This is a genomic window from Candidatus Lokiarchaeum ossiferum, assembly GCA_025839675.1.
In the GTDB taxonomy this organism is placed as follows: Archaea; Asgardarchaeota; Lokiarchaeia; order Sigyniarchaeales; family Promethearchaeaceae; genus Lokiarchaeum; species Lokiarchaeum ossiferum.
On the sequence record CP104013.1, the window covers coordinates 4408238 to 4432447 of the forward strand.

24 protein-coding genes are annotated in these 24210 nt (G+C 33.4%); 14 read left to right on the plus strand and 10 right to left on the minus strand.

The features are described from left to right. The first annotated feature begins 134 nt into the window (after window positions 1-134). Window positions 135-3068 carry a hypothetical protein gene (locus NEF87_RS18870; protein ID WP_457917046.1) on the plus strand — a complete coding sequence of 978 codons (2934 nt, stop codon included), beginning with the start codon at window positions 135-137 and terminating at the stop codon, window positions 3066-3068. 6 nt (window positions 3069-3074) lie between these two features. On the opposite strand, the gene NEF87_RS18875 is transcribed toward NEF87_RS18870, so the two are convergent. Continuing rightward, on the minus strand, window positions 3075-4883 hold the full coding sequence (locus NEF87_RS18875; RefSeq protein ID WP_457917047.1) for a methyltransferase: 1809 nt from the start codon (window positions 4881-4883) through the stop codon (window positions 3075-3077). Window positions 4884-4942: 59 nt separating this feature from the next. Here NEF87_RS18875 and NEF87_RS18880 point away from each other — a divergent pair, with 59 nt between their 5' ends. The 5 genes from NEF87_RS18880 to NEF87_RS18900 all read left to right on the plus strand — a co-directional run bounded on the left by NEF87_RS18880 (window position 4943) and on the right by NEF87_RS18900 (window position 9449). Continuing rightward, window positions 4943-6070, plus strand: a complete 1128-nt coding sequence (locus NEF87_RS18880; protein ID WP_457917048.1) for a hypothetical protein — start codon at window positions 4943-4945, stop codon at window positions 6068-6070. Next, complete coding sequence (locus NEF87_RS18885) at window positions 6070-6807, plus strand: MBL fold metallo-hydrolase (protein ID WP_371803025.1); 738 nt, start codon at window positions 6070-6072, stop codon at window positions 6805-6807. The genes NEF87_RS18880 and NEF87_RS18885 overlap by 1 nt, the downstream gene beginning before the upstream one ends. A 56-nt stretch (window positions 6808-6863) precedes the next feature. Beyond that, complete coding sequence (locus tag NEF87_RS18890; RefSeq protein ID WP_371803026.1) at window positions 6864-7331, plus strand: hypothetical protein; 468 nt, start codon at window positions 6864-6866, stop codon at window positions 7329-7331. Between the two features lie 109 nt (window positions 7332-7440). Beyond that, window positions 7441-8664 carry a TGS domain-containing protein gene (locus tag NEF87_RS18895; RefSeq protein ID WP_457917049.1) on the plus strand — a complete coding sequence of 408 codons (1224 nt, stop codon included), beginning with the start codon at window positions 7441-7443 and terminating at the stop codon, window positions 8662-8664. Between the two features lie 191 nt (window positions 8665-8855). After that, window positions 8856-9449, plus strand: a complete 594-nt coding sequence (locus NEF87_RS18900; RefSeq protein WP_371803028.1) for a Rab family GTPase — start codon at window positions 8856-8858, stop codon at window positions 9447-9449. A 14-nt stretch (window positions 9450-9463) separates the two neighbouring features. On the opposite strand, the gene NEF87_RS18905 is transcribed toward NEF87_RS18900, so the two are convergent. The 4 genes from NEF87_RS18905 to NEF87_RS18920 all read right to left on the minus strand — a co-directional run bounded on the left by NEF87_RS18905 (window position 9464) and on the right by NEF87_RS18920 (window position 13123). Beyond that, window positions 9464-10252, minus strand: a complete 789-nt coding sequence (locus NEF87_RS18905; protein ID WP_457917050.1) for a TrmB family transcriptional regulator — start codon at window positions 10250-10252, stop codon at window positions 9464-9466. Next, complete coding sequence (locus NEF87_RS18910) at window positions 10249-10968, minus strand: hypothetical protein (protein WP_371803030.1); 720 nt, start codon at window positions 10966-10968, stop codon at window positions 10249-10251. The genes NEF87_RS18905 and NEF87_RS18910 overlap by 4 nt, the downstream gene beginning before the upstream one ends. An 86-nt stretch (window positions 10969-11054) precedes the next feature. Then, on the minus strand, window positions 11055-12128 hold the full coding sequence (locus NEF87_RS18915) for a polyprenyl synthetase family protein (protein ID WP_371803031.1): 1074 nt from the start codon (window positions 12126-12128) through the stop codon (window positions 11055-11057). 80 nt (window positions 12129-12208) lie between these two features. After that, window positions 12209-13123, minus strand: coding sequence for a B12-binding domain-containing radical SAM protein (locus NEF87_RS18920; RefSeq protein WP_457917051.1), 915 nt, complete (start codon window positions 13121-13123; stop codon window positions 12209-12211). 125 nt (window positions 13124-13248) lie between these two features. Between NEF87_RS18920 and NEF87_RS18925 the strand changes: the two genes are divergently transcribed. Then, entirely contained in the window at window positions 13249-14103 is an 855-nt protein-coding gene (locus tag NEF87_RS18925; protein WP_457917052.1) for a hypothetical protein, read from the plus strand. A gap of 19 nt (window positions 14104-14122) precedes the next feature. On the opposite strand, the gene NEF87_RS18930 is transcribed toward NEF87_RS18925, so the two are convergent. Both NEF87_RS18930 and NEF87_RS18935 read right to left on the minus strand, forming a co-directional pair. Further along, the gene (locus NEF87_RS18930) at window positions 14123-14653 is read right to left on the minus strand and encodes a hypothetical protein (RefSeq protein WP_457917053.1); all 531 of its coding nucleotides are present in this window, start codon (window positions 14651-14653) and stop codon (window positions 14123-14125) included. A 54-nt stretch (window positions 14654-14707) separates the two neighbouring features. Beyond that, window positions 14708-15223, minus strand: a complete 516-nt coding sequence (locus NEF87_RS18935; RefSeq protein ID WP_457917054.1) for a metallophosphoesterase — start codon at window positions 15221-15223, stop codon at window positions 14708-14710. Window positions 15224-15252: 29 nt separating this feature from the next. Here NEF87_RS18935 and rlmN point away from each other — a divergent pair, with 29 nt between their 5' ends. The 3 genes from rlmN (at window position 15253) to NEF87_RS18950 (ending at window position 18475) form a co-directional block, all read left to right on the plus strand. Beyond that, window positions 15253-16323: a 23S rRNA (adenine(2503)-C(2))-methyltransferase RlmN gene (rlmN, locus tag NEF87_RS18940; protein ID WP_457917055.1), complete on the plus strand. Its 1071-nt coding sequence runs from the start codon at window positions 15253-15255 to the stop codon at window positions 16321-16323. 343 nt (window positions 16324-16666) lie between these two features. Further along, window positions 16667-17926 (plus strand): hypothetical protein, encoded by a 1260-nt coding sequence (locus NEF87_RS18945; RefSeq protein ID WP_457917056.1) that lies wholly within the window; start codon window positions 16667-16669, stop codon window positions 17924-17926. Window positions 17927-18007: 81 nt separating this feature from the next. Continuing rightward, a complete protein-coding gene (locus tag NEF87_RS18950; protein WP_457917057.1) occupies window positions 18008-18475 on the plus strand; it encodes an ester cyclase in 468 nt (155 codons plus the stop codon). A 2-nt stretch (window positions 18476-18477) separates the two neighbouring features. Here NEF87_RS18950 and NEF87_RS18955 read toward each other — a convergent pair whose 3' ends face one another. Then, window positions 18478-19329 carry a nitroreductase family protein gene (locus NEF87_RS18955; RefSeq protein ID WP_457917058.1) on the minus strand — a complete coding sequence of 284 codons (852 nt, stop codon included), beginning with the start codon at window positions 19327-19329 and terminating at the stop codon, window positions 18478-18480. A 99-nt stretch (window positions 19330-19428) separates the two neighbouring features. On the opposite strand from NEF87_RS18955, the gene NEF87_RS18960 reads away from it, so the two are divergent. From NEF87_RS18960 to NEF87_RS18970, 3 genes are all read left to right on the plus strand, one after another. Beyond that, the gene (locus NEF87_RS18960; protein ID WP_457917059.1) at window positions 19429-19629 is read left to right on the plus strand and encodes a hypothetical protein; all 201 of its coding nucleotides are present in this window, start codon (window positions 19429-19431) and stop codon (window positions 19627-19629) included. Between the two features lie 67 nt (window positions 19630-19696). Further along, window positions 19697-19954, plus strand: coding sequence for a hypothetical protein (locus NEF87_RS18965; protein WP_371803041.1), 258 nt, complete (start codon window positions 19697-19699; stop codon window positions 19952-19954). Window positions 19955-20050: 96 nt separating this feature from the next. Beyond that, window positions 20051-20941 (plus strand): hypothetical protein, encoded by an 891-nt coding sequence (locus NEF87_RS18970; protein ID WP_457917060.1) that lies wholly within the window; start codon window positions 20051-20053, stop codon window positions 20939-20941. Here the strand turns inward: NEF87_RS18970 and NEF87_RS18975 are convergent. Then, a complete protein-coding gene (locus NEF87_RS18975) occupies window positions 20933-21208 on the minus strand; it encodes a hypothetical protein (protein ID WP_457917061.1) in 276 nt (91 codons plus the stop codon). The two genes, NEF87_RS18970 and NEF87_RS18975, sit on opposite strands and share 9 nt — an antisense overlap. After that, on the minus strand, window positions 21208-22860 hold the full coding sequence (locus tag NEF87_RS18980; protein WP_457917062.1) for a DUF362 domain-containing protein: 1653 nt from the start codon (window positions 22858-22860) through the stop codon (window positions 21208-21210). The genes NEF87_RS18975 and NEF87_RS18980 overlap by 1 nt, the downstream gene beginning before the upstream one ends. Before the next feature lie 133 nt (window positions 22861-22993). Between NEF87_RS18980 and NEF87_RS18985 the strand changes: the two genes are divergently transcribed. After that, a complete protein-coding gene (locus NEF87_RS18985; RefSeq protein ID WP_457917063.1) occupies window positions 22994-24196 on the plus strand; it encodes a hypothetical protein in 1203 nt (400 codons plus the stop codon). Window positions 24197-24210 lie beyond the last annotated feature (14 nt).

A 24210-nucleotide genomic window follows, 5' to 3' on the forward strand; every position in this document is an offset into this window, starting at 1 on the left:
AAAAAACTAAAGGACTGATTTGTTTGTGAATAATCATTTTTAAGATGGATAGATATATAAATTCAATTTTCATTGTAAGATCCTATACCTAAAACAAAGGTATTACGTTACCTTAAACTTAGAGGTATTACATTATGAAGCGAAACACGAAATTTTTAGTGTCCTTAGCCTTCATTTTTACCCTATCTTCTTTCTTTAGCAATGTTAGTGCTACTTTTCCAGAAGATTGGGGTGTTACAGAAGGAGATACGATATACTATACTGCTGGTTTTGATTTAGAAATCAACCTTCCAGATGCAGTATGGAATGAGATTAATGAATCTTTATGGTATGAAATTAACCAGACACAATTTAATGATATGGGTGTTGGTTATAGTAATTCCGTTGCAGCCACTTTTGATGCAAAAGGTATTTTTGACGGTTTACTGGCTTTACCAACAGTCTTTAACTTGAAAGTTGACATAAATGAAGTAGAAACTGTTCGGGAAGATAAAGGAGATTATTGGGTAGATTATGATGTTTTCAATGTATCAATCAATGCTGCTCTTCCTGGTGAAACATATCTTCCCTTCGAGAATTTCACAATGAACTATGCTGAGAATATCATTATCCCATTTATTGATGATGTATTTCCCGAAGTCATTGCAGAAAATTTAACTGCTGAACTTCAAGAAAGTCTTGATAACGCAACGGTTAGCTTTGGTGGGGAAGGGTATGATTATGCATTACATGATTTTGACATCCTATCTTGGCCGGATGACACCAATGAAACAATTTCTGAAGATGGAATTCAAAATTTGGTCAGGGATAGTTTTGCATTCTTCGATGGTGGGGATGGATTTCCTATATTTGTGCAAAAAGATGTTGATTTAGGCAAGATTGTTGATGAAATGAAAGATGAGATCAATTTAATATTATTACAAAGTCATCTACTCTATTTAGGTGGAGTAAATGGTTTGTTAGAAGAAATTGGTCTTGATTTGATTGTGTCTGAAAAAGAAGCATATATGGCATGGAATACTAATAGTCCAAAAGACATCTTTGGTGCTTTATTAGATGCTGGGAAGATTGTTGGAATTGATTTCTTGAATACTAAAATTAATGAAACTCGAGATTGGGATTTACAATTATTAGATGATTCATTTTATGCTGGTTTTAAAGCTGGTATTAAGTGGAACTCAGATGGTATTTTAGAAAACATGCATTTTGAGGTTGAAGCCGGAGTTGATACCGTTTCCGTTGAAGTTTTTGGTGTGAAATTGGTTGTGGATGTTTCCGAAGGTGCTCGATCAACTTTAAATGGCAAGTATACTGGTAAACCGTCCAATCCTACAAAATACGCTCCAAATGTAGATGAAGATTGGGGAGTGACTGAAGGAAGTAAAACCGAATTTACATCTGGATATGATTTCAATCTTGAAATGCCTCAAGCCGTATGGGATCTAATTGATGAAGAAGTAACTAAATTAATTAATAATACTGACGCATTCAATTTAACCGCAGGTCAAGAATTTGATTCTGAAATGTTTTATGATTCCATTATTAGTAATATTCCACGAGTTATGAACATTGAATCTTACATTACAGATATGTTCAGTGCTGATTATAAAGATACTGAGGATAATAATGGCACTTCCGAAGAAGTAAATGCCAATTTTGATGTTTTGGTCTCCCAATTTCGATCAAAACTTCCAGGCGAATCTTCTTATCGTCCTCCCTTGACAATGATCGAAGATATTTATAATGGAATTGTTGGAAGTTTAGCAAATGGTCTTCCTGCTCCTGTAGCAGATAATGTTACTGCCATGTTGGAAGAATTTGAAGAAGGATTGCTCAATCAAACAGATCTTGGAGGAGGTTATGATTTAAATCTTCTTGATATTGCCTCACAAATCGTACCTTCAATTCCTTATTATTGGGGAACATCTGCAAATAGTTCACAAATTCCGACCTTCCTTAATGAATTTGGTGTTTACAGTGAATCATGGGCAGATATTCTTGGCTATGCTCTTCCATCAACACTCTATATTCCAAAAGATACTAATTTAGCTGATGCTTATCAAGGTTTTTATGATTTCATGGTAGCTGAAGGTGAACTTAATGCTGGGGAATTAGAAGAATTCTTCTTAAACATGTCTGTTGATCGCTTTGAAGTCTATGAAAAAATGGCTTACCTTGAATGGGAAGTTGAGGGTATGGATGATATTTTCTGGAATACTACGGGCATCCCAATAGATGGGCTTAATTACTTATGTGATATGTTTAATCAAACCTTTGGTGTTGAATTGGATAATGAATCGATTTACTTGACAATGATTGCAACCCTTCGTTACGATGACAACGGAATATTAGATAACATGCACTACCAAATTGGTTATGAAATGACCACCAATACGAGTGAAAAACTTTCCTTTGAATATGAAAATGATATCTCTCAAGGTGCTTGGAAGAAAATCAATGAGCGGTTTTATGGAGAACCTTTGATCGAAATTTATGACCATTGGGTTGATCCAGATGATCAGTTCACACTCAACTTTGGAGCAGGAGTAAATCAAGAATTAATAATTGAATCTGAAGAATATGATACTTCAGTCAAAATTGGTTATGATGCTATATCTGCAGGAACTTTATCTATTCAAGTGTGGACTAAAAACCCTTCTGATGGAACTGTGAACTTTACTGGAGAGGCGATCTATTTTGCAGTGGATGTTTCGAGTGGTAATGCTTTAACATTGCCAATTACCATTGAAGTTGAACTGCCTGCTGATGTATTAGCTTTAACAGACGATGAAATTCTGCAATATTTCCAAATTTATACATTGGATGAGTCAACAGATGAGTGGGTATTTGATAATTTCACCAAATCCATTGAACGATCGACCGGAACTTTAATTATTGAAATCGATCATTTATCTGTGTTTGCTGCAGGTTATGTTGCCCCACCAGCTGATGAAGGAAATGGTGATGGAGAAGATGAAGGAGGATTTAAAATTCCGGGCTATACTCCACTCTTTGTTGTCTTTGCTTCATTAGGTGCAATTACTTTAATCATTAAGAAACGTAAATAATTTGTTCTAAATTTTTTTTAATTTTTCCTTTTTTTCCCTTTCCCTTTTATTTAAAAATTGAATAAAATTTTGTTCTGAAATGTCCCGATCAATTATATTTCTTAGTGTTTTTTGATAATAATCTTCAATTTGCCGATATTTAGTTTGTTTAATGAGTTTTGATAGATCAATACGCATCAGAATTTCCTTTGTATAGGGACGTTTAGCATCAAGAAAAGTGATTGATTGCAGAAATTTTTTGATTTCAGGGAGATTTAAGACAATCCAATAATAAAAAGCTTCATCATAGTCATCAAAAGAGATAAAATAGCACGTATCATCCAATATAACTGGTTTATTATTTTGGGGGGGAATTAAACTGAAGTGCAAGTCTTTATAAAATCCAGAGATTCCAATTTTATATGGCTTAAAAGAATAATCTCCAATCCCAAAAATGGAAAAAACGGGTTTGTTTACATAAATTTTCGATTTTCGATTTTGAAATTTTTCTCTATGGATGTTCAAATAATTATATAACTGAGGAAAGTCCGTTTTCAAATAATCTGTAGATTGTCCTACTTTTTCTTGAGTAATAATGACTTGATACCTTGTGGAAGTTATCAATTTTTTTTTCAAATCTGAAGATTTCAAGAAAGGATAGATTTTTTCTTGTTCAAGCGCGATTGTTTGGTTTAAACCATTTTCATATAATCTACTTGTTGAATTAATTTGCTTAAGTACCATTATTTTGGTGAGATCATGCTTTACACCTTGTCTCCATGCTGGATAAAATATACCATCAAAATATGCGTACTTTGAATATTGACAAATATTGGAAACAAATTTATTATTAACCCAACCAAATTCTGAACTAGATGTTTCTTCTACAGTCTTATCTATATGCTGAATTCTACCTTTGTTTTCTGCTGTTTCTCCAAAAGAAGAATAAAAAAGTGCTGCTGCAGCGTGAATGTTGAATTCCTTTTTTGCATCAATTTCAACTGCTTTAATGTTGGAGATTTTTTGAGTCTTTAATCGGTTATTCTTAACAAAGTTGCGAATAACTGTATTTTTGCATAGTATTGCAGTATTTCCCTTCAATTTTTCCTTAGTGAGTTTCTGCACCAAATCATTAATGATAAATTCGGCGATATCGAAATTGCTCTTACCCGTAATAGAATCGATTCCACGAAATTGTTTAATTTTATTGGATTTCTTTGGGATATTTTGCGATCTTAACGAAGAAAGTTCAGAATTAGTTATCCAAGGGGGATTTCCAATAATTAAAATCTTGGATTCTGAATGAATATTTTTTTTTATATTTGTAGTGAGAGAATGGTGAAATATGTTATCACAATAAAAATCTATAATGGGATGAATTGGGTTTAAAATGGCGTAATGGAGGATATTAAGCTTAAAATCCCACTCATATTTCTTTTGTAACTCCACACAATAGATGTATTCAAGATTTGGGAAGTAATTCAATGCAGATAGAATGAAATTTCCCTTTCCGCAGGTGGGTTCAATTATAAGCGTTGGATTTTCACCATTTTCTATTAAATATTTACAAATTTTATTTGTAAGGTGAATTGGTGTCTGAAAATCTCCCATATCTGCTTTTGGTTTTTTTTTTTTTTTTTTCTTTTGCTTCAATGTGGCGAGATGTTTTTTGATTCTCTCTAAAAAATGTTCAATTTCTTTCTTATCATGAAAAAAATTAGAGATTTTTGTCTTAGATTGGAAAATGTGATTAATTTCTTCACATTTTTTTGAACTTTTAAGATAATATTTGAGGTCCGTAAATAATGTGAGTAGAAATTCTTCTGAAAAGTTCATTGAATAATGTAATCCAATGAAGTTATTAAAAGGAATCATTCACTGATTTATTTAAGAAAATGAAGGCTGAAACAAATTCTCATGAAATCAATGATCCAAGTTTATCAATACCGGAAGAAAATATTAACTCACCAAGATTTGAATGGTTGGATCAATTTCGAGGGATGTGTGTCATCCTATACATTATTGGGATTATGTCTTGGGGGTTATCTGGTGAGATTGTAGATGGAATATTGCCTGTTGGCTCCACTTTTTATAATCATGGATGGGCCATCTCCTTTAAATTATTTGATCAAAGCCCCTTTGATTTTCCTTCAATAATTACAATTATTGATTTAGGTCAACCCAATCTGATATTCTTAGTTGGATTTATGCAAGCATACAGTTTTAAGAGGAGAGAGAATCGTTTCAGTAAAAAATCCGCTTGGATCCATGTTTTTAATCGTTTTGGATTATTATTGGCAACAAGTGTTTTATTCGAAGATATACTACTTTCTCATGGGTTATTCACTGCCCTATTTGCGGGAACTTTTGCTTCCCTGGCATGGGCATCATTGTTTGGTGGCGTTTCTGCAGCCTATATTAGGAAAGCCGATAATCGAGTTATGATTGGCCTAATAATTATGACTATTCATGCTATTTTATATGCTATTCCAGGACTAAACTCTTTTGAATTTGGTTTCGAACACCAAATATTCTATATTCCTTGGAAAATGATTAATTTATCTGCAATATCTATTGTTGCATCTGGATATAGCATATATTTCCTCGGACAAGGTGAAAAATTTGAACCTGAAAACATTTTATTTCGATCACGTATATTACCGCTCTGCTTAATTATGTTTGGGGCAAATTATTTAATTGATTTTCTTCAATGGGCTGATAATCCCCATTGTACGACATCTTTAGCCTTTTTAACCATCGCAATTTCCAGTTTGGGAATGTTCGTTTTTTATGAGTTCAGTCGGTACGATTTTAAAATACCTTTCTTTTCAGCATTTGGAAAAAACATGTGGATCATGTTTATTATATCTCCCGTATTAGAATGGATTTTGATTGCATTAATTAAGGATGTTGTAATGGCAAGCAGATGGATGGCTTTACTTCTGGCGGGAATATTTCCCTTGGTTCTTATGGGCTTTATTGCAAAAGTTTTAGAAAAAAAGAAAATTCTAGTGAAATTATAATGTTCGGAAAACAACGAAAGAAATACTATAAAGAAATTTTGCCTAATTTATTTTATTTTAGTGAAGGTCAGATGCTAGATTGCAATATGTACATAATCAAAGATATTGATGAAAACTTATGCTTGATTGACGCAGGAAATGGCTTGTCTCTTTCTGGATTAGAAGCTGCTATTGAAGAATTAGGGTGGGATCTCATGAAGTTAAAGAAAATTCTCATTACTCATGATCATTTGGACCACATAATGGGGTTGTATCCTCTTCTTGAGAAATTTCCTGCCAATAAACCCCAAATTATCTGTCATGCATTTACTGCTGATTTACTTGAAGAAGGAGATGAAAAAAAGGTTGTTCCAAGCGGGTTTGGGATAACTGCAGATCGGTTTGGTATTAATGTTATTCCATTATCTAATATTGATCGTAAAGATGAGGGAGATAATGTTTCCTTTGGTGATTATTCCTTTATCGTGTATTATACCCCCGGTCATAGTAAAGGGTCTATTTGTTATTATGAACCACAAAAAAAATTGCTCTTCTCTGGTGATGTGGTGTTCCCACAAGGAAGTTTTGGTCGATACGATTTTCCAGGGTGTTCATTAGCTGATTTAAAAAATTCCATAAAGAGAATTGATGGGCTTGATATCGAAACACTTTGTGCTGGACATATGGCCCCGGTAGAAATAGGTGCAAATAGACAAATAAGTATGTCAAATCGCAACATAAACAGCTCCATGTGGTAGTAAGAAGATCAAAACCAAACCTTAATAGGTATCAGAAACCAACTTACAACTATACAATGGCAATATTAGAAGCCTCAATCCTTTTTCAATCTGATTCGGTTTTAGAAACCCAATTTTATGAAACAGAGGATGTATTGGATCGCAAAATTCGAAATTCATTACTCCAAGCAATCACCGATTTAACTAGTGAAGCATTTGGCGAAGAAATGCAAAGTTTTTCACTAGGAGAATATTCGATTGTGTTTATCTCTCATAAAGTAGGGGTGTCAACTGATGAGGATAATTCGGAAAATATCGCAAATGAAGAAAGAATAATGATGTATTGTATTGTTAATAAAAATACAGATGAAAAAATCATTTTAAAATCAATGAATGATGCTTTGTTTCAATTTACAAATCGATATTCAATGAATGATCTGTATCAACGGAAGTTAAAGAAATTTAAAAAGTTTGAAAAGCGCTTGGAGAAAATTTTTGGTGATCTTATCCTAAAAAGTGAAGATCGGTTCAAGAGTTTGTTTTAATCTTTTTTCCTTTGTTATACATGATAAATATAAAAACAAATATTTTCAAAATGCAATGCTTTGTTTTATTTGAAGAAAATTGGATCCGTAATTTTGGAGGTAATTTATTTTGAGTTCAAATTTGACATTAGAAGCGAAATTGGCATATCAACGTTATCTTGACGCTAATGGAATTGATGCTCGGATACAATATTTGCAAGAATTTCTTTCAGAAGTACCAAAACACAAAGCTACTGAGAAGATTGTTGCTCTAAACAAAACTAAACTTTCTAAATTAAAGGCAGAAAAAGAAACTATAGAACTAAGAAAAAAAGCATTATCTGCGGGGAGTGAAGATCCATTTGCCGTTAAACGGGAACCACACACAATCCAGGTTATGATGATAAGCGATTTAATGGATAAAGGACAAGGTGTTGGGAAATCAACGTTGCTAAAGAATCTCACAGGGGAGTCTTCAGTAAAACCAGGAATATATACACCAGAACCCAAAGTGGGGATTTATGATTGGGAACATGTTAAATTTCAGGTAATTGAAATGCCTTCTTTACAAAATTCTTTAAATCTTTCCAAAATTTTAGCAAGCATTAGAAATACGGATATACTAACTATTCTTCTGGATTTATCCCAAAACCCTTTGGTTCAATTTAATAACATAGTTTCTCTTCTTACTGACCATAATATCTTTTTAAATCGTGCTCCACCAAATATCAAAATTGAACGTACTGGATCTGGTGGAATTCAGTTATTTTTCCATTCAAAGGAGGCTAAAAAATCCGAAAATATGTCGGAATTCATATTAGAAATGGTGAAGGCATATGGTTTACAAAATGCTACGATAAAAATCTATGAAGAAGTAACTGTAGAAACTTTAGAGATGGCGTTTAATCGGAAATCTGTCTATAAACCCGCAATTATCTTAGCAACTAAGGCAGATGTGGCTAATACTAAAAAAAATTATGAACTTTTTAAGAAAAAGGCTTCTTCTGTAATATCCACACCTTTTGAAATATTACCTGTTGCAGTCATATATTCTTCAACTGGAGAACAAATTAGGAAAGGAATGGATCATTTTGGTGAAAAAATTCTCCAACATTTGAATCTAATGCGAGTTTATACTAAATCCAAAAAAGGGGTAGCTGAAAAGCCGTTGGTTGTTCCTTATGAATCAACTATTGGAGATGTCGCGCTGAAGATACATAAGGATCTTTATCACGCATTCAAATTTGCGTATGTATACAGAGTCAAAGGAAACCATTCAACTACTCGAATACGTACTGGGCTAAATTTTCTTGTGCAAGAAGATGATGTGATTGAGATATTTTCCCGATTTTAATCACATATACTATTTATTTCAGTGATCCCAAAACTCTTTATAAATTGCTTCACTAAAAGATTTAGAAATATTTTTGAAATGTTCTTAATATGTTTGATTTAATAGATTTCTTCCATATTTTTTATATAAGCGAAAAGTGTTACGTTTATACGATCGAAAAAACAATTTAATGCTTGCTAAGAGTGCAAAACATGTCAAATATTGCCGAAACTGATGACCCGGAATCCATTAGATATCAATTTAAAATTGTTCTATTAGGTGATGGTGGTACTGGCAAAACGTGCCTTGTAAATCGGTATTGTTTCAATGAATTTCTCGATACCAAACTTACCATTGGGCTATCCTTTAATTCTTATTCTATTCCCGCAGAAGAGAACGGAAAATCTTTTCGCATCGGATTATCAATATGGGATTTTGGTGGTCAGGAACGTTTTAGACCGTTATTGCCACAATTCATTAGTGGGTGCAATGGGGCAATTTATGTATTTGATCAACTCGCGTTCCATTCGCTTGAAAATTTGCATAAAGAGTGGAAAAGCTTACTCCATTCAAATGCAGGAGAAGTGCCCTCTATATTAGTGGGTACAAAAGCAGATTTAATTGATGAATCTCACTCCTTGATCGAGAAAGATACTTTGATGGAATATCAGCAGAATTTAGGAGTCTCGAGTTTTGTTAGTACTTCGGCGAAAACAGGTAAGAATATTAATGAAATTTTCAAACATTTGGTACGGGAAATTCTAAAAAAGTCACCCTTTGCCAAACGGAATATCATAATTCCCTAAAAAGTGTTTTTTGCCTATTCTATAGCTTTTTCCCACATTCTTGAAAATAATTCGGTTAGAAACGTGACATAAGAAGTTGAATTGGAGCTAAAGATGGAGTATTCTAATTCTTTTGGTTTTGCAATGTTAAAATTACCCTTGATCAGCTGAATTCCAACGTTATCATCAGAAATGAGCACTCCTTGTTCTACATTTGGATAGAATTTGATGGTGCCATATTTCTTCAAAATACTGATAAATGATCGTTCTCGAAATCGTTCTTCAATGATTAAATGGGTTTCAATTCCTTTAGCACGAAGAAAATCAAGATTCATTTTAATAATTGGAAATATTTCATTCATGTTTTTAATAAACGCTTTAATTGATCGATTAGTTCCATTCAGAACATTCCGAAAGTGATCCGTAGATGCTCTATTGCCTTCATAAATCGTCAATTGTTCTTTTTTTGCTGGATGTTTTTCCCCAAACAATTGTTTTAGAAAGGGGAGGGAACAATCCATATTTTGTTGAAATTCAGTTTCTTGGGTTTTTTTTATATTTCCAAAAACTTCGGAAGGATCATTTCCAATAAATGTACTTGGGCGTCCTTCTAATTTTGTGATTATCCTTCGCTTAACCATATCATTTAACACTTCATAAATTCGGGAATAAGGAACACTTGTTAATTTACTTAACTCGTGGGCGTTCATTTCTCCAGAATCTAAAAGAGCAATGTAAATGTTGGTAAAATAATCTGTAAATCCTAAATTTTTCAAGGCACCACGAACATCAGAATCAATTTTAATATTTTTCCCTAATTTCAAAAGTTTTCACCTGTATATATTTTTGATAATTCATTATCCATTAATTCTAGCGCAAATTCGTAAAGCCTTCGCATGTATTTCCAGTCTCGGATGTTCCATGTTGGTTTATAAAATGGGATATTGATAGCATCTAAATTTCGTTCAAAACAATCAATCATTTGATCAAAAATGGATAAAACTGCATCTAAAGCTTCTTGACATAATTCTTTCGTGGCATACTTTTTACGAATTAATTCAGATACAAATTTTACATCTGGTTCATTGCAGTTAATAAATCGAGTTGCTTGGATGATTGAAATTCGATAGGTAAGCCGACTAATTAATTCTAACTCACTTCGGATGGGATGAGAGGAAGATGTGTGTTTCAAACTCCAATCTACATTCGCGTATTCAGCAAAAGTTTTTTTAACTTTTTCATCTAAAAAGTCCGGATCAATTAAATCATCTTCAATATGGTTGAGACATTCAACAGCAGAATTCAAAACAATACGAATCTGAGTTTTCCCTTTTCGTCTAATATAATCCTTCAAAATATAGTCGTAATAATTATTTGCGGTAAATTCTAAGAAGCTAGAATCTGAGTTTTCTTTAACATATATCCTTCGCAGAAAATCTAACCCGGAGTCTAGAAGATTAATGAGGTAGTGGCGAATCAGGTTATAATTACGTTTAATGATAGGATCTGGGATATCGATAATTAAGGGATTTGAGGACATAATAATGACTTGGGTAAATTAATTGGAAGATCAGTTTTTTTAGAGAGGTAAGATTGCAAAATATTTGCTAATAAAAAAGATTTTTCCTAACTATTTGTGATGTAAGTTAGGAGTTGACCATAAAAAGCCATGGAATCATTGCGTAATCCAGGATAAATTTGTTTTAATGAGTTGTAAACTTCATTTATCAAACTTTTGGAATACATTTCTGCAAAATTTGTTGCTCCTGTTGTCTGATAGATCTCTCGCACTACTTGAAGTTGATCATTAGTTGCTTTTGGATTCCCTAAAATTTCATTTAATTGTGTTTTTTGTTCTTGGTTAGCATTTTGATATGAAATAATTGTTAAGATTGTTGATTGCCCACTTTTTATATCATGATCGATAGAGTGCAGTTTTGGATCTCCGAATGTGCCATTGATATCATTCTGTATTTGTTCAACAATTCCTACTTTATTCATAGCCTCCATTAATGGTTTCATCTGAGATTTGCGTGCATTTCCAAAAATAGCCCCTAAGGCAACTGCTGTTTCCATTTGTTTTGCTCGTTTATCTGCTAAGATAAGATAATTTTCCAGGGTGATCTTATCAAGAGAAATCTCTCGTTTATAATATTCGTCTAACAAATTACTCCGAGTAACTCCTGCTAAACCCGATAAATAAACTTGAAGTGCCTTTGATTTACGCTTATGATCGAACTTACTATCGGTGATGATTTTTGAACCAAAGATCGATGTTAGATTTCCTCCATAGATTGCGGATGCTGTCTCGTAATTTTCTCCATTATTGTGCTTTTTTGTAAATTTTTCTCCCATAAACCGATGAAAAGTTTTCTTTCCTCGTCTGAATTCTTCTTGATCAATTAAATCATCCAACATTAGATTGGAAATGTGCATTAACTCAATCGCAATGCTGACTTGGTATATTTGTTCTGCATTATCTAATATATTTCTCTCGGAACTAATACCTTTGAACGTTTCTATCAAACTAATTGGGTGAAGTCTTCTTCCTCCTTGAATCACAAATTGAGATCCATAGGTAAGAAATTCTCTCAAAAATGGTTCTTCTTCTAATTCAATTGCCTTTTTATAAAAATTTTGAATAAGTAGATCAATTTTTTTCTTTTCTTTCTTCAAATGTTTAGCAAATTCCACATCCATCAATTTTCCCCCTAAATTATCCTATACTATTAAATAGCCAAAGAAACCTTAAAGAGTATTGATATAATCTCGAAAAAAAATTATAACCCTCGGAAATATTCTGGTTTCAAAGATTGAGGGTTCTTTATTCCTTGATCAATAGTAGTCAACAATTTTTGTTTGTCTTTGGAAAGGATTCCTTTCAACGGAAGATAATTGGATGCATGATTGGCTCGAAAAATGCAACCGTTCAGATCATCCGATATGTTTTCAATTATCATTCTTAATTCTTCCAAAATTTGAAAGCTACTCATGGGGTGTAATTTGTGAGATAGAACTTCTTGTTCTATCGGTGTTCCTGGAGGGATCATCAAGGTTAGTGCCGAAATATACCATGTTGTTGGCGAAAGTGGATTCATGTGATTAATTAATTCCGCTGTCTTAATTGCATGTCGACGGCTTTCTTGTTCATTACTTCCTGCTAATCCTAATATAATTGTTCCGCTAAAAACAATTCCTGCTCTATGACATTTTTGAGCAGCTTTTGCCAATTCTTCTGCATTAGTGCGCTTTTTTATTCGGTCTAGTAGGATATCATCACCCGTTTCAATTCCTACGTATACCATATTTAATCCTGATTGAGCGATTTTTCTTAAATCCTCATCTGATTTTCGATTAATATCCTTCGCATGTGCATAAGCACTAATCCGTTGCAAATTTGGGTGAATCTTATAGCCATATTCAGAAATTTCAATGAGATCTGCTGGTTTCATCACAAAAGCATTCCCATCCAATAGAAAAATTCGTTCGATTTGATTTTTATACAGAATTTTTGCAGTTTCAATGTCCTTTTTGATATCAAAAACATCACGAATTGCAAATTTTTTATCCTTGTAAGGGTAGCAGTAGGTACACTTGAAGGAACATCCAATAGTTGCAGTTAATAAAAGAGATTTTTTTCCTTCGGAAGGAGGTCGATAAACTGGTTCACTATAAAACAATTCTGGAGGGGTCACAAACTAGTTAAATCCATTAAAACCAAAAAATTTTTTTTAAATGGCACTTTTTTTTTTTACACCGGTCTTTATTTTACGATTACGATTATTAACATTGAACTTATGTAATTTTTAGAGTGTGTAAAATGGCAAAAAAAGCATCTAAATCCAAGAAAAATATTCGAACAATTGCGTGTAAACACCTCGAATCCATTAACGCGGTAAGCAATGCGGGAAACCCTCTTTGTTACTGTTCCAAACGTGAATTTACGATTTCTCCTTATAATTTAGTTTGTCAAGTTTGTGATATCTATAAACCAAACCCTCAAGATATATCTCATGCTGAAATGTATGTGGCAGATGATGCTGGGGATTTTGAATATAGCATTGATGATATCGAAATTAGCGATGATGATTTTGAATCTGAACCCGATATCGAAGAAGATGAAGAATTTGATGATATTCCTGTAAAGAAGAAGAAAACTAAAAAAGCCGCTCCTGTCACCGAAGAGGATGATGATGAAGACATCGAAATAGAAAAAGTAGTTGAAGAAGAAGATGATGTCGGAATTGTTATTGGACTCGAGAAAGAAGAAGAAGAAGAAGAACTCGATTATGTGGACGAGCGCGAAGAAGGATTGGGTAAGAAACACGGGACTCTTGGAAAGGATGACGACGAAGAAGAAGAAGAAGAAGAACTTGATGAGGAGTTAGATGATTTAGATGATGAATTTGATTCTGCCAATTCTTCTGCTGATGATGGGGATGATGATAGTGATGATGAGGATGATGATTACGATTTTGAGGAAGAGGTCATCGCCAAAATCAAAACAATCGGTGATAAAGAAATTTGTCCATTCTGCCAAAAATCAAAAGTATCCGTTTTACGTCATATTACAAAGTGTAAACGAGCCCCTGCCGAAGCGATCGCCGCTTATGCAAAATATAAAACCAAGAAAAAGAAAACAACTCGCAAAAAGAAAACTACTGCGAAAAAGTAAGTTGTTTTTGGATTTTTTTTTAACTTGATTTTCCAAACAGTAAATTCTTCAAAGCCAAATATTCTTCTTCTATTGATTGAGGTTTATTGAAGAATTTTTCATTTAAATGAGTTCGGATAGAATGTATAAGATTGGTGATGTTCTGATTTGTTCTTCCCACTGAATTTAAATTCGTTAATTCCATATCAGATTCTAGTTTTTTCTGAACTTGTCGAGCTATTTCCTTGAGATCAATGCCAAACGCATGAACTTTCATTGGAATTATTAGCATTATGGCATAGCGTAATAAATTCCCACGAGCTTGTTGATTATTGGCTTGAATTCTCTGAATTCGGATCATACATGGTTGATCGAACTTATTCAAGATAAAAAGGGCAAGATCTTCCGTTTTAGATGCTAGCGAATCTTGCAATATGTTCCTTTGTATTTTCTCAGATAGCAAACTTAAATCCGAACAATCGCCAATATATAGGGGACCTAGTTTAGTATGGTAATGAGCCAATGCCACTCCAATTTTGGGTTCATTTTCTAATGAAGATTCTATCTGCATGGGGGATTCTCCTTAACTCGTTTTATTCAAACAACAAGCTGCTAAAAACTACAACTAAATATCTATTATAGATATTGCTGAAGTATTTAAAGGTTCGGTGTTAAGCTCAACAATAGCGAATGTTGATCTATCTGCCAAAAACCCCGATACTGTCCCAGGATTTAAAACTATAGTTCGTCCTTCCTTCTTGATTTGAATTTGATGGGTGTGGCCGGTGCATACAAGATCATATTGCTGAGATTTAATGATATTTTTAAGAAGGAGGGGATTTGTCCCGTGATAAATTGCTATAGATTTTCCATCCCAAACGGTTTCATAAAAATCTCCTTTAAATTGTAATGTTTCTCCAAAATGTTTCAACATTCCGGCTCTTTCTCCATCGTTATTCCCAAAGACTCCTATGGCTTCAACACCTGTTCCCTCTAATTTCTTCATTGGGCGAACCATGAAAGGTGATATCACATCCCCACAATGGATAATTTTATCTACCTTCTTTTGTAAAAAGATTTCAATCGTTTGCTCAATTTTATCCCATTGATCATGGGTGTCGGAAAAAACTCCAATTTTCATAGATATCAATCATCATTTCGGGCTAAAAAATGTTGTTTATTAACGAAGGAGCGCTATTAAAGGTAGGAATGAAAGAAAATATCTTATCGTTTACCAGTGAAGAATTAAAATCCGTATTCAAACAAAAATATAATCAACCCTCCTACCGAGCAGTTCAAGTATTTGGCTGGTTATATAAAGATATTTCGTCTTTCGATGAAATGCAAAATGTTCCTAAAAAGTTACGTGAAAATTTGACCCGTGATTTTTTTAATGGGCAGATGGGGATATTTCAATCCCACCGATCTCATGATGGAACAGAGAAATTCTTGTTGAAATGCCAAGATGATAATATCATCGAAGCGGTCAAGATGGAATATCATCATGGAACATCTGTCTGTATATCTACCCAAGTGGGGTGCGAAATGGGGTGTATTTTTTGTGCTTCCGGTAGGGAAGGATTAGTACGAAACCTCTCTGCCGGGGAAATGATCGGTCAGATTTTGGCTATTCAAAAACATGCAAAAAAACGAATTTCGAATATTGTCCTTATGGGTGCTGGAGAACCTCTCCAAAATTTTATAGAAGTACAAAAATTTTTGGAACTTGTTCATGATCCTAAGGGTTTGAATGTAGGGTATCGTCATATCACACTTTCTACTTGTGGATTAGTTCCAGAAATATACAATCTCGCAGAATTGAACCTTCCTATCACTCTCGCCATTTCATTGCATTCTCCTTCAGATATAGAACGTTCTCGTATCATGCCGATTAATAGAAAATATCCTCTTAAAGATTTAATTTATGCTTGCTTGGCATATACTAAGAAAACTAAGCGTAGAATCACTTTTGAGTATGCATTGATTAAAGGTAAAAATGATACCATCGCTGATGCAGAAGCCTTGATCAAATTAATTAAACCGGTTTCGGGTCATGTGAATTTGATTCCAATTAATACAACTGATACCAAACTTCAGGCTCCGGATCTGCAATGGGTTCAAAATTTCAATGAGTTTTTGAATTCTCATGGACAAAATGCAACCATTCGAAGAAATATGGGCTCTGACATTAATGCAGCATGTGGACAACTTCGATGGCAATATTTGAAAAAGTCTGAATAGGGAAGAAATCATCGACCTTTTTATAGGTTTTTAGAATATAATTTTTTATATATTCCGATTTTTTTGTGGAGACTCTAAAAATGGTTATTTTAAATTTTATTTTATAAAAATATTCTTTAAATATTCGCACAACTTGATTATATCATTTTATTGCTTCTAATTACGATGAGATTCATTTTCGATTGAATTCATCAAATTCGAAAAATGGATTTTTTCTTGTTTTTATGCTTATACTAAAGAACTTAGTCTAATTAATTCTTGTTAAGGACTCCAAAATCGAGCAATCATATCCTTTAAATAGGAGATAAAAAATGTAATTCTCTAAGTAAAAAAGTGATAGAAAATGAAAAAAAACGCTTTGCCAATTGGGGAACAGGAATCTGATAATGGGTTCTTTTGTGATTGTTGTGGCTCATCCAGCGTGTTTCATGATGAATTTGGTCATTTTGTGTGCCATGATTGCGGGTTATGTTGTGAAGATCCTGTAATCAACGCTTCCTTAGCTCCCTTGAATAAAAATCGGGAAGGAATCCTTCTCATGCATCATTCTACCAAAATCGGAGAAGGTACTTTGATAGGTTCCAAGAAGGAACGTTCATCACGAAAATTTGCTCGCTTATCTCGATTACAAAATATTTGTAATACTACTCCAAAAGATTCGGCTTATATCCATTTTAATCAATTGTGTGCTGAATTTGATATCGTTTTAGATATGTCCCTCTTTATGAATCTTTTTGAAAAATTGTTTCACAAGATGCCTGCTTGTACGAAAGCACGTAATATTTCCAAATTTTGTACGACCCTTTTTATTATTGTTTGCCGGAAATTTGGTCAAGACTTTGAAATAAAAAAAGTCTTAGACTTTGCCCAAATGGGTTTGAAGGATTACTATGCAATTCGTCGTCCAATCCATAATGTTGAGCCAAATACAGATCGTCTTTCAGTGAAGGATTTGGAAAATTTCTCGGTGAAACTTATTTCTCGACTGGTGGATCAATATGAGCTGGGTTTTACAGTATTTCGCCTAACAAAACACCTTATCCGAAATTATCGTCAATATTTAGGGGAGAAGGTTCGTATAATCGCAGGTTCTGCTTTAATTGTTGCCTTAGAATATTTAAAACATCCAATTAAATTGAGTGCTTTCCAAATTTCCAAAGATTTAGGTGTTTCTGCCTCTACAGTATATACTCGTAAGAAACAATTTCCAATGGAAAAATTGCAGTGGAATTCTGAATTAGAAGAAACAAAAACTATTAATTTATCACCCAAATTAAAAACTGACTTAGTTGGAGCTTTGAATCAAAACGTTAATTCTATTGTATCGGCAAACTCTATTATTAAATCGAACAAAATTCGAGGAGATTTGAAAAATCCAACCCAATGTGGTTCAATCAATACATCCTTCAAATTTCATTTGAATAGCATTATATCAATTCCATTACAAAATTATTATGGAAATTGGCTTAATCTCATATTAAGAGCAAAAAACTATTCTGATTTGTTTTTATACTCAAGTCACGTTCCCTTAATATCTCCTCTTAGTTGGACTAAGAATTCAATCAATAGTAATGCAAATAGAGGAGAGTTTCATTCGTCTTGAGCTTTTTTGTAAATAGCATTAAAAATTTTTAAATAGAAAATGATTATCTTTTTTTCCTTAAACTTTAAACTATTAAATAACATGAACGATAGAAATCTGGAATTCATTGGAAAACAATGGTTTGAAGTAATGTGGAGTCTCCCTGACTTAGATTTAGCAGATGAGTTGGTTGACACTTCTTATCATCCTGATTGGATTCAGATGGATAAGCAAGGCCCTGCCCTAGTTCAACATGAAATTAGATATTTTCGTTCCATTTTTCCTGATTTATCCTACAATATCTTGGAGATGAAAGCAGATGAAAACAAAGTATGGGTATGGTATCGGGGAACTGGAACTCAAGAAGGTGCTGGATGGGGGTTCAAACCTACTGGAAAAACCATTTCTTTTGAAGGTGCTGCAATTATTTATGTAAATTTCGAGGGAAAAGTTAGTAATCTCAAAGATGCGTTCTCTTTTTATGACATTTTTGTGGATTTGGGTGTAATTCCTCCATTTTGGGAATTGTATTCTCATCTTAAAGATTTTCCCAAAAAAAAGGGGCTTTAAGATTATTCAGCTTTCCAAGAAATTGTATATTTCCATTCGCGGGTGGAAGGAATTTCAGGGTTATTAAATAACCAATGTCCCGATACGCTCCGTTCTTGCATAGTAAGGTCAAAATGGCAGACTGCAATGCCTATGTCAAGTTTTCGCATTTTTTGATACGCCTTAGCCATTTTACTATCTTCATTTAGTATGTAAAAATGAAATAGATCGAGTTTCTCATCCTTAACTATACGCCATGGTTGTTTATTACTTGCTGAAGGGCCGAGTCGAACATTTTCCAAAGCCTGTTTGTATTCTTCTCTTGTTTCTGTTACTAAAGGTGTTGTGGCATCATTCAGGAAAAATAATTTATTCCAATCAAGACGTTTTTTAGCCTTTATGGCTTTGCGAATAATATTTTCTTTGATTCTTCGCTTTTTGGGCAATCCAATTGGAACTATTGCTGGGATTATTTCATTTTCTTTCAAGGTCAATTGTTGTGCAAAATTCGACTTATTAAATGTTCCTCCCAACCAACAAGTCCCTAATTTCATCTCGGTAGCTGCAAGGATAATGTATTCTAATAAATATCCACAGTTTTCCCAACTATACTTGGATTCAGATATTGTGCTTAGAATAAAATGTTGTGCACCTTTAATCATTCCGTAGGTACCATATTGTTTTTTTTCCGAGCCAGCAACATCTGTCATGTCAAACCATGAAAAACGGCAATTTCCTCCAAATGGACTTGTGATATTTTTACATTCAAACATTTCTTTCAATTTATCCTGTAGTGGGCTAGAAATTGGTGTCTCCTCAAAAGTACGCCATGATGTACGTTTCAAGATCAGACTATCTAAAGAAGTTGAAAACATATATAAAAAAAAGTTTGTTTCCCATAAGAACGTCATCATTGGAAATTATAAACATAAGAAAATTTTCCGACTTTTTATAGTTTGGTTTTAAAAATTGTTATGGCAATTGCTTCCAAACTTGCTTTTAATATTGCAACTGCAGATTTTCTTTTGATTTGTTCTTTTTGTCGGAAGGTAAAGTTAGATGGTGTTTGGACTTCGTTCTCATCTGAAGAGGAAGCGATCTTTCATGGTCGTTTTTCCCACGGCTTGTGTCCTAAATGTATGCAACTTTACTATCCAGAATTTGTAGATGATTAATTACTTGACTACCAATAGAGGTTTTTTTAGGTTAGGAATCATTTGTGTCTTTGTTTAGGGATAATAAATGACAAATTTCAAATCAACTAAGAAAATGAGACAATTTTCCATCGATTTGGGGACTGCTGGATCTGTTTCGTACATGATGAATACAGAAACAATTTTTGAAGATTGGCCCTTAGAAATGAAAATGGAATGTTTGAATACAATCCTCATTCTGAAATCTTTAGGGATGATCTCTCCGAAAGTCTATGATCAGAAATACAAGAAAATTGTCGAAGAATATTCGTTAGATCTTCAAGATTTGCTTCAATTCATTAAATAGTAAATATTTTTCTCAATTTTATTTTAAATTTAATTTTACTCCGAATTGGAATGTAATTCTCTTAAGGAATTGCACATAAAGTAAAAATTAATTCTTATGGCTTTAAAAACTTCCATGAAAATATATGATATGGATCATCATCGCCAATCATTTTTTGGGCAAAAAACAGGATTGTTATTGGATTCTGCTAACATCACAGATCCTTTTATTTATCTACGGTTTTTGCAGAAAAAACCTTCTGGTCAATGGGAAAAGCCTTCCCAAAAAGAAGGAAAGAATATCAAGTTGAATTTATTGGAAATTATTCAAGTCATACGAATTTTCTCCTCGGAAACGGCAAAATGGTCAACGGTTCACAAATTTGGGGATGAAAACACCTCGATTACTGTGGAACGTTCTAATGGGACTGTGAACTTCTTTGTCTCGGGGTATAATAAGTATTTTAAATATCCTGAAACGAAATTATTTGCAGATTTGCTCGATCATATTTATCATGAAAAAATTGAAAATGCCACTGGGTCAAAACAGAATCAAATTTCTCAATCTAATATTTCTGCCTCTTCAATTCATTCTTCTTCTTCTGTAACTCCAAATATCCCAACTAAAAACATCTCTTCTTCATCACAATCTTCTATGCAAACAACCCCCTCTTATTCAGATCAAATTACCCAATTGAAATCTGCCCCCATTGAATACCCTCCAGAATTAGATGATATTCCTCCCACACCATCCACCTCTCCAAAGCTATCTTTTACTCCCGAGGAATGGTTTAATGCTTTACAGCAAAAAGAAGAATTTCGTTTAGTTCCAGGGGATGTGATTAGAACTAGTGGGAAAGCTCTTGCGTTCCAAATTTTGGGACATAATGAAATATGGGTGCCGAACTCATGTGTAAATAATGTTAATGATTCATCTACTCACGGTTTGTGGATAAAAGAATGGTTTCTTAAAAAAAAAATAGATGACATTTTTTCTACTTCAGCTTAGCTTCTTAGGTTGAAACATTCCCTTTTTAACGGGAATCCACCATGTGTAGCCGAAGATTAGACAGTAAATTATGATGCGACTTGGTGTATAATGTGTGGATTTAGTGAGTATTTTTCCTAACAGCAGTAATTCGAGACCATGAAGCCCAAGAAGGACTAGCAAAGGCCAAAAAATCATATTTATAATAGCCAAGATTAAAAAAAATATCCACAATCCTACTACCAGTCCTTCTTGCACTCTCCAAAGAGTCTTGTTGGTAAATTTCATTATAATTCTAACCTTTCCAACTTGAGAAATTTCTTTTTTTGTAGATTTGTCATTTCAGGAAACGGCCATTCAATAAATTGTTGATTTTGTTCTTCCTGTGTTATAATTCTTGGTTGGTAAATACGATCCTCGGTTTCTAACGGACAATCGAGCCAAATTCCTTTACGGATCAATTTGGATCGAACTCTCCATGTTTTTAACATTCCTTGCAACATTCTACCCAGTTGACGGTTTTTAAATGGATTGAGGATATAATTTTTAATTCTTAACACCTTAAACAATGCTAATAACGGATCCAACGGTTTTGGCATACATCCCTCAAGGAATATGTCTGTCTTTTCTTTTAACCAAGAAGTACAACTTCCCATTGCTATTGTAATTCCGGGGAGTTCTTGAATTTTGTCTTTCGAATAGAAATGGCCAAGATTGTCAATATAATAGTGATCATTTTTAATTTTAAGCCCTCCCCCAATTATTACATTTAAATCAAAATCTGTACGATGACCCATATATCGAATGTATTCTAAAGCCGTAATTATTGATGGGACGCACCCCCCATCACATGCGGTACTTATCTGAGTTTGTTGAATCGAAGTTAATTGCTCCAAATCTTCAAGCGAATCGAATGTTGGGGCAGTATTTTTAGAATGTCCTACATAAAAATGAACATTAGGATATGTATGTTTCATTTTCCTAGCAAAAACATTCCGAATTGCAGCTCGAAATGGAATTAGGGGTTCTTCACCAATTATTTTGACTTTATCATCCCCGAACCCGAGTTTTGTTGCTTCAGTTATTAATTGAATTGCATCGGGATCATGCCCTATAATTCGAGTTGCAACCCGATCTGTCTCCACACTATTAGTACCACTAATTATAACTCGAGAATCCACAGGATCGACTGGAGCAGGTGTGTTGCCTTCCCCGCCGACAATACCATCAATGATTACCAGATCAGGTTCAAACAAATAGAGCATATCAACTAATTTTTTGTTAATTTGGTAATTATGATTTCGTTGCCGTAAGTTATAGGGAATTATTCCCATTGCATTTTTGAACCCGAGCGTAACTCCAGTATAGAGATTAGTTTTCAGTTTAGGTATTGAGATGTAAAATGCTTCTCCTGTCACCACTTCATGAAACACATCGGGAACGATAATTTCTTTCATTACCTGAGCTTGAGGGAGAATGTATCGTTTCATGGGTCGTTCTTCCAAAGGTATCAATTTAAGCTGGTGATGCTTTGCAATTTTATTCAATCCGCTAATTTTAAAGCTGGATCGAGTTGGCATTCCTCGACCAGAAGATTCAGCAATAATAATTTCTTTTGCGTAAGGTTTGACAAATTGGACAATGGCATCAATAACTCTTGGATCCGTCGACTCGGGGTAGTTATCTTCAACAAATCCACATTTATGAAAAACACTGACTAAATTAGGTTTGAGAATAACCTTCTTTCCAGTGAGTTTCTTAATGAAGTGCGTACTATCATCTAAAGAAGTAAGATTATTGAAAATTGTTTCTCGAATTGCCTTAATATCAGACCGATCAAAATAAGAGGGAGTTCCATAATTTTTTGGCAATGCCACATAATTTTTCTGATAATCTAAGGGAGGAGCACGTGAAATTACTACTGCATTCGTTTTGTTCATAGATTTCCATCTTTCTTCTGTTTTTTTTCTTAAAAAAGATATCCAGATAAAACTCATTAAAAAAAGTGAAAAAACAACGTGTTAGAATTTAAATAATGCAAAATTTAAATGCGATTTCCCTTTTTCATTGCCTATGAAAAGCCAAAATCCTCAGTTGAAATCATATTTTTCTAAAGATTTTCTGATGGTTTATATGATATTTTTCTGGTTTTACATGATCAAAGAAATCATTGTGAATAATTTTCAGCTAATTTATGGTATAAATGAGATCGTGGATAATTTCTTCGCTCTATCTCAAATATCCATAGTTTTATTACCATTTGTAATTCTAAAATTAAGTAATAAATTTGGAAATATTCTCCCTGTAAAAATAGTCATGTTATTTTATTCTTTGATAGGATTATTTTTTCTTTTCCATACGCAAACTATGTTAATCTACATCTTCATTTTACCAATAATTACTCGTTTTGTTAACAATTCGTTAAATCCTTGGATTATAAAGAAGTCTGTAGATGTGAAATTAAGTACCACTTTTGCGCTTAGAGATCTCTTCATGTATTTAGGATTTGGTATTGCATCTGTGGTGAGCTTAATCATGGCTGGAGATGTAAAAAATAACCGTGCTCCAATCATTGGTAGTGTATTTATTGTATTTTTTTTAACATTTCTAATGTTATTCCTTAAAAATGATAATCTGAAGAATGAAATTAAAATTGACCACTTATCTGAAATTCCAAATAATACATTTGATATCAAATCTTTTAAAGAATTATCAAATAAACGAGTGTTTCTTGCTTTTTTAATTATCGAGTGTTTAATTTCATGGATCTTAATGACCAGTATACAATTGGTTCGAATTTTGGATTCATATGATCTTAGTCAGCGCTTGATTTTTTCGTCTCTTTCAATATCGTATTTACTCGTAGGGATTATCAGCACAATTTTATCTTTATTTCCAATAAAATCGGAGAACAAGAAAAAAATATATCTATTTGATTTAATTTTTGATGTTATACCATTCTCAATGTTTCTTTTATCCCAAGGGAATCAAATTGTTAGGGTGATCGCCATATTCTTACTTATTGCCCGAGATTTTGTAAAACCATTTAGCATGGATTATATATATTCTTGTTTTGATAAAACAGAAATAAATTATGTTTGGGGTATTGTAGGTGTAATTCCTGCCTTAATTGCAGCGATTACGACTTCTCTCGTTGGGAAAATCGATGGTATTGCTCAGTTTAACGTGATGTTGATTGTTTCAATTGGTCTTGCAATTACCTGCACTATTGTTGCCATTGTTTGGCTACCAAAATCGTCAGCGAAAGATTGCTAAAAAAGTGTGGTAGA

What these genes read in the sequence shown, in the direction of transcription:
- NEF87_RS18935 (WP_457917054.1), bottom strand. Translation starts at nt 15,223, where the DNA reads ATGAAAATTGGAGTTTTTTCCGACACCCATGATCAATGGGATAAAATT.
- NEF87_RS18945 (WP_457917056.1), top strand. Translation starts at nt 16,667, where the DNA reads ATGAAAAAAAACGCTTTGCCAATTGGGGAACAGGAATCTGATAATGGG.
- NEF87_RS18960 (WP_457917059.1), top strand. Translation starts at nt 19,429, where the DNA reads ATGGCAATTGCTTCCAAACTTGCTTTTAATATTGCAACTGCAGATTTT.
- NEF87_RS18875 (WP_457917047.1), bottom strand. Translation starts at nt 4,883, where the DNA reads ATGAACTTTTCAGAAGAATTTCTACTCACATTATTTACGGACCTCAAA.
- NEF87_RS18890 (WP_371803026.1), top strand. Translation starts at nt 6,864, where the DNA reads ATGGCAATATTAGAAGCCTCAATCCTTTTTCAATCTGATTCGGTTTTA.
- NEF87_RS18980 (WP_457917062.1), bottom strand. Translation starts at nt 22,860, where the DNA reads ATGAACAAAACGAATGCAGTAGTAATTTCACGTGCTCCTCCCTTAGAT.
- NEF87_RS18925 (WP_457917052.1), top strand. Translation starts at nt 13,249, where the DNA reads ATGGCAAAAAAAGCATCTAAATCCAAGAAAAATATTCGAACAATTGCG.
- NEF87_RS18965 (WP_371803041.1), top strand. Translation starts at nt 19,697, where the DNA reads ATGACAAATTTCAAATCAACTAAGAAAATGAGACAATTTTCCATCGAT.
- NEF87_RS18955 (WP_457917058.1), bottom strand. Translation starts at nt 19,329, where the DNA reads ATGTTTTCAACTTCTTTAGATAGTCTGATCTTGAAACGTACATCATGG.
- NEF87_RS18880 (WP_457917048.1), top strand. Translation starts at nt 4,943, where the DNA reads ATGAAGGCTGAAACAAATTCTCATGAAATCAATGATCCAAGTTTATCA.
- NEF87_RS18910 (WP_371803030.1), bottom strand. Translation starts at nt 10,968, where the DNA reads ATGTCCTCAAATCCCTTAATTATCGATATCCCAGATCCTATCATTAAA.
- NEF87_RS18975 (WP_457917061.1), bottom strand. Translation starts at nt 21,208, where the DNA reads ATGAAATTTACCAACAAGACTCTTTGGAGAGTGCAAGAAGGACTGGTA.
- NEF87_RS18970 (WP_457917060.1), top strand. Translation starts at nt 20,051, where the DNA reads ATGGCTTTAAAAACTTCCATGAAAATATATGATATGGATCATCATCGC.
- NEF87_RS18900 (WP_371803028.1), top strand. Translation starts at nt 8,856, where the DNA reads ATGTCAAATATTGCCGAAACTGATGACCCGGAATCCATTAGATATCAA.
- NEF87_RS18985 (WP_457917063.1), top strand. Translation starts at nt 22,994, where the DNA reads ATGAAAAGCCAAAATCCTCAGTTGAAATCATATTTTTCTAAAGATTTT.
- NEF87_RS18950 (WP_457917057.1), top strand. Translation starts at nt 18,008, where the DNA reads ATGAACGATAGAAATCTGGAATTCATTGGAAAACAATGGTTTGAAGTA.
- NEF87_RS18885 (WP_371803025.1), top strand. Translation starts at nt 6,070, where the DNA reads ATGTTCGGAAAACAACGAAAGAAATACTATAAAGAAATTTTGCCTAAT.
- NEF87_RS18870 (WP_457917046.1), top strand. Translation starts at nt 135, where the DNA reads ATGAAGCGAAACACGAAATTTTTAGTGTCCTTAGCCTTCATTTTTACC.
- NEF87_RS18930 (WP_457917053.1), bottom strand. Translation starts at nt 14,653, where the DNA reads ATGCAGATAGAATCTTCATTAGAAAATGAACCCAAAATTGGAGTGGCA.
- rlmN (WP_457917055.1), top strand. Translation starts at nt 15,253, where the DNA reads ATGTTGTTTATTAACGAAGGAGCGCTATTAAAGGTAGGAATGAAAGAA.
- NEF87_RS18915 (WP_371803031.1), bottom strand. Translation starts at nt 12,128, where the DNA reads ATGGATGTGGAATTTGCTAAACATTTGAAGAAAGAAAAGAAAAAAATT.